Source organism: Kribbella sp. NPDC054772, assembly GCF_053611945.1.
The window spans coordinates 1-3,982 of the sequence record NZ_JBSHBJ010000068.1; the positions used below are offsets into that span (position 1 = coordinate 1).

Below are 3,982 nucleotides of genomic sequence, written 5' to 3' on the forward strand. Positions count from 1 at the left end.
GCGGTGAGCGTCCGATTCTTGAGAACTCAACAGCGTGCCGAAAGTCAATGCCGAAAGATGCATTAACCCCGTCCACAGGCGTTGAACGTCTTCCTAGGCCTTGGGTCTTTTGATTCTGGGTTACGGGTTGTCGTTGTCTGTGGGTGGATTCCTTTGAAATATACGGATGACAAGCCAGTAATGGTTTTGTTTCTGATTCAAAGGATCGCTTTTCGATTGTCGACACTCCAGCTTTGCTGGTTGTCATATTTTTCAACGGAGAGTTTGATCCTGGCTCAGGACGAACGCTGGCGGCGTGCTTAACACATGCAAGTCGAGCGGTAAGGCCCCTTCGGGGGTACACGAGCGGCGAACGGGTGAGTAACACGTGAGCAACCTACCCTCAACTTTGGGATAAGCCTCGGAAACGGGGTCTAATACCGGATAATATTCTGCTCTTCATGGGGCAGGGTTGAAAGTTCTGGCGGTTGGGGATGGGCTCGCGGCCTATCAGCTTGTTGGTGGGGTAATGGCCTACCAAGGCGTCGACGGGTAGCCGGCCTGAGAGGGCGACCGGCCACACTGGGACTGAGACACGGCCCAGACTCCTACGGGAGGCAGCAGTGGGGAATATTGCGCAATGGACGAAAGTCTGACGCAGCAACGCCGCGTGAGGGATGACGGCCTTCGGGTTGTAAACCTCTTTCAGCAGGGACGAAGCGAGAGTGACGGTACCTGCAGAAGAAGGACCGGCCAACTACGTGCCAGCAGCCGCGGTAATACGTAGGGTCCGAGCGTTGTCCGGAATTATTGGGCGTAAAGGGCTCGTAGGCGGTTCGTCACGTCGGGAGTGAAAACTCGGGGCTTAACCCCGAGCCTGCTTCCGATACGGGCAGACTAGAGGTAGGCAGGGGAGAGCGGAACTCCTGGTGTAGCGGTGGAATGCGCAGATATCAGGAAGAACACCGGTGGCGAAGGCGGCTCTCTGGGCCTTACCTGACGCTGAGGAGCGAAAGCGTGGGTAGCGAACAGGATTAGATACCCTGGTAGTCCACGCCGTAAACGTTGGGCGCTAGGTGTGGGGGACATTCCACGTCCTCCGTGCCGCAGCTAACGCATTAAGCGCCCCGCCTGGGGAGTACGGCCGCAAGGCTAAAACTCAAAGGAATTGACGGGGGCCCGCACAAGCGGCGGAGCATGCGGATTAATTCGATGCAACGCGAAGAACCTTACCTGGGTTTGACATATAGGGAAATCTCGCAGAGATGCGGGGTCCGTAAGGGTCCTATACAGGTGGTGCATGGCTGTCGTCAGCTCGTGTCGTGAGATGTTGGGTTAAGTCCCGCAACGAGCGCAACCCTCGTCCTATGTTGCCAGCACGTCCTTCGGGATGGTGGGGACTCATAGGAGACTGCCGGGGTCAACTCGGAGGAAGGTGGGGATGACGTCAAGTCATCATGCCCCTTATGTCCAGGGCTTCACGCATGCTACAATGGCCGGTACAAAGGGCTGCGAAACTGTAAAGTGGAGCGAATCCCAAAAAGCCGGTCTCAGTTCGGATTGGGGTCTGCAACTCGACCCCATGAAGTCGGAGTCGCTAGTAATCGCAGATCAGCAACGCTGCGGTGAATACGTTCCCGGGCCTTGTACACACCGCCCGTCACGTCATGAAAGTCGGCAACACCCGAAGCCGGTGGCCTAACCCTTGTGGAGGGAGCCGTCGAAGGTGGGGCTGGCGATTAGGACGAAGTCGTAACAAGGTAGCCGTACCGGAAGGTGCGGCTGGATCACCTCCTTTCTAAGGAGCACTTGGCACTCCGCTTAGTGAGTGTCCATGTCATCACTTTCCAAGGCGAATGTTCTTGGGGTGATGGTGCTTCGGAATGTGGAACATTGACCATTAGGTGGAAGGCGGAGTCGCTGAAGCTAGTACTGCTCACTTGTGAGCGTGGAACGTGGATGGGGCCGAGTGGACCACCGAGGCGCGCTGTTGGGTCCTGAGGAATCGGGCCCGGCTCACAGGACATTGGTCCTGGGGGTTCGGGACTTTTTCTTCGAGGGTCACGGATCAACTGGGAACAGTTGGTTGGGTGGCTGGGGCCGGCTCTCACCAAACCGTTGGTGTGGGTGTCTTGTTCTGGGTGTGTTGTTTCCCTGGGATGGGGTGCCTGACTCGATAGGTGGTGGTTCGGGGCTGGTGTTCCTGCCCGTATTTTGAGAACTGTATAGTGGACGCGAGCATCTCTTTGTAGCGTAATTTTTGCTTTTAGTTTTGTGACAAGCTACTAAGGGCAATCGGTGGATGTCTTGGCACCAAGAGCCGATGAAGGACGTTGGAGCCTGCGATAAGCCCCGGGGAGTTGGCAACCGAGCTGTGATCCGGGGATGTCCGAATGGGGAAACCCAGCTGGCATTCTAAAGCCAGTTACCAGTGCCTGAACACATAGGGTTCTGGAGGGAACGCGGGGAAGTGAAACATCTCAGTACCCGCAGGAAGAGAAAACAATTGTGATTCCGTGAGTAGTGGCGAGCGAAAGCGGATGAGGCTAAACCATGTGCGTGTGATAGCCGGCGTGCGTTGCGTAGATGGGGTTGTGGGAGCATTCTGACACTAATGCCGTGGTGTCGGAGAGTTATCAATCACTGTTGAAGTCGAATCTTCTGGAATGTTGAGCCGTAGTGGGTTATAGCCCTGTAGGCGTAAGACAGTGACTCTCGAGTGTTTTCCCAAGTAGCACGGGACTCTTGAAATCCCGTGTGAATCTGGCGGGACCACCCGCTAAGCCTAAATACTTCTTGGTGACCGATAGCGGACTAGTACCGTGAGGGAAAGATGAAAAGTACCCCGGGAGGGGAGTGAAATAGTACCTGAAACCGATTGCCTACAATCCGTCGGAGCACTCCTTGTGGGTGTGACGGCGTGCCTTTTGAAGAATGAGCCTGCGAGTTAGTGGTGTGTGGCGAGGTTAACCCGTGTGGGGTAGCCGTAGCGAAAGCGAGTCTGAATAGGGCGCTTTAGTCGCATGCTCTAGACCCGAAGCGGAGTGATCTATCCATGGGCAGGTTGAAGCGCGGGTAAGACCGCGTGGAGGACCGAACCCACCAGGGTTGAAAACCTGGGGGATGACCTGTGGATAGGGGTGAAAGGCCAATCAAACTCCGTGATAGCTGGTTCTCCCCGAAATGCATATAGGTGCAGCGTCGCGTGTTTCTTACCGGAGGTAGAGCACTGGATGGTCTAGGGGGCTTACCGGCTTACCGAAATCAGCCAAACTCCGAATGCCGGTAAGTGAGAGCGCGGCAGTGAGACTGCGGGGGATAAGCTCCGTAGTCGAGAGGGAAACAGCCCAGATCACCAGCTAAGGCCCCTAAGCGATTGCTAAGTGGAAAAGGATGTGGAGTTGCCCAGACAACCAGGAGGTTGGCTTAGAAGCAGCCACCCTTGAAAGAGTGCGTAATAGCTCACTGGTCAAGTGATTCCGCGCCGACAATGTAGCGGGGCTCAAGCAATCCGCCGAAGCTGTGGCATTCATACTTGTACTCGGCACAGACTTGATCTGTGTCCAGGTGTGTGGATGGGTAGGGGAGCGTCGTGCAGCGTGTGAAGCAGCCTAGTGATGGAGTTGTGGATGCTGCACGAGTGAGAATGCAGGCATGAGTAGCGAATGACGGGTGAGAAACCCGTCCGCCGGATGATCAAGGGTTCCAGGGTCAAGCTAATCTGCCCTGGGTAAGTCGGGACCTAAGGCGAGGCCGACAGGCGTAGTCGATGGACAACGGGTTGATATTCCCGTACCGGCATTAACACGACCCGACCGAACCCGCTGATGCTAAGCCAATGAAACCATGATGTCTTCGGATGGATTGGTGGAGTCGGTGACCCGAGGTGGTAGTAGGTGCATTGAGGAGTGACGCAGGAGGGTAGTCCAACCGCGGCGATGGTAGGCGCAAGCTGATCCGCGGGCAAGGTGGTAGGGCGAGACATAGGCAAATCCGTGTCTCA

General features: G+C 56.0%; 2 rRNA genes (1 of these 2 cut by a window edge). Both read left to right on the forward strand.

Going from position 1 to position 3,982, the window contains the following annotated elements:
* The first annotated feature begins 252 nt into the window (after positions 1–252).
* Positions 253–1,777, forward strand: a 16S ribosomal RNA gene (locus ACWGID_RS41420).
* Positions 1,778–2,254: 477 nt separating this feature from the next.
* Positions 2,255–3,982 (forward strand): 23S ribosomal RNA (locus ACWGID_RS41425); it runs 1,482 nt beyond the window's last position.
* Together the 16S and 23S rRNA genes form the textbook arrangement of a ribosomal RNA operon.